General features: G+C 70.0%; 1 protein-coding gene and 1 pseudogene. One reads left to right on the top strand and one right to left on the bottom strand.

All coding sequences use genetic code 11. The annotated features are described in order from the left end of the window. Positions 1–343, top strand: a pseudogene (locus tag AZE13_RS33430) (SPFH/Band 7/PHB domain protein); the annotation flags it as partial. Between the two features lie 371 nt (positions 344–714). Here the strand turns inward: AZE13_RS33430 and AZE13_RS33425 are convergent. Then, positions 715–1266: SulP family inorganic anion transporter (locus AZE13_RS33425; RefSeq protein WP_147264835.1), on the bottom strand; the 552-nt coding region annotated here is incomplete at its 5' end.

The following is a 1266-nucleotide window of genomic DNA, read 5'->3' as shown; positions in this document are numbered from 1 at the left end:
GCTCCCGCACTTGGCGAAGAGCGACAACAACACGTTCTGGGTGATCCCGGGAGAGCTGACCGAGGCAGTTCGGACCGTCACCAGTGCGTTCGGCGACCAGTCGGCGGCGGGTCCTCCCAGACCTGCGCAACCTGAGGAAGCAGCCACCACCGATGTTGACGAGACGTCGGACGAAGGCCGGACTGCGGAGCTGGAGGCAGTCTCGACTGTTCCGCTTGACGCTGCCACGGCTGCTGACGAGGCCGTGAAGCAGGCCGCCGCCGCGGTGAGCGACGCCAAGGCGGAGGCCGAGGCCGCGAAGTCGCCCCAGGTGCCGCGCCGGGGGCGGACGTCCGGCGATTGATCCCACCCGCGGCTGTCGCCAGGACCGCCGTGAGGCTTCCAGAGCTCGGCCAGCCCGTGCGCTTCGCTCACGGTACCGCTCATCTCCGGTGCCCGGCGAGGAAATCGGGGCGCGGTCGCAGGATACGTCGCGCAACGCTTCCGAAGCGGCAGCCCTCGGTTACCAACGTCGGATCCCGGGAGGGTTCGAATCCTGGAGGGTTGGGGCTTATGCCAGTGGCGAGGAAGTGCCCTGACGAAATCCGTGAGCGAGTGGTCCGGATGGGGACTGATAGGGATGGTCTGCGAGTAATCACAGAAGGAGAGGGGGATGGCGGTAGTCGGTGCCCCGGGGCCGACTACCGCTTGCGGCGGTGGGATGGGCAACGCCGGTCAGGGTGCCATGGACGGTGCTTTCTGCCGGGCCGCGTCGTCCAGTCGGCGGCGTTGCTCCTCCCAGCTGCCGAGCGCCACCGCGCACGCATGGTCGAGGTGCCGCAGCCCGGACAGATCCAGGTCGATCTCCCGGTCCCGGGGAAGCGCCTCGAGTTGGTCGAGCAGCTTCGGCAGCCGCAGGAAGGTCGCATTGCCCAGGGCCCGTACGCGCACCACGCCGGCGCCCTCCAGGCCCTCCACCTCCAGGTGGACGTGCGAGGTCTCCCACGCGGACTTGGCGACCGCCATCAGCAGCCCCAGCAGCACACCCTCGAACATGTTGGTGGCCACGATCGCGACCGCCGTCACCAGCAGCACCACCGCCTCGCCCCGGTGCTCCCGCCACAGCGGACGCCACTCCTTCACCGGAATCAGCTTGCCGCCCGCATGCACCAGCACACCGGCCAGCGCCGCGATCGGCACCACGCCCAGCGCCGCCGGGAACAGCGCGGCGAAGACCAGCAGCCACACGCCGTGCAGCACCCGCGAGGCCTTCGTCCGGGCCCCGGC

The organism is Streptomyces sp. NBRC 110611 (assembly GCF_001590865.1).
Lineage (GTDB): Bacteria > Actinomycetota > Actinomycetes > Streptomycetales > Streptomycetaceae > Streptomyces.
Note: the sequence above shows the minus strand (reverse complement) of the source record. Positions and strands in the feature narration are given on the sequence as shown.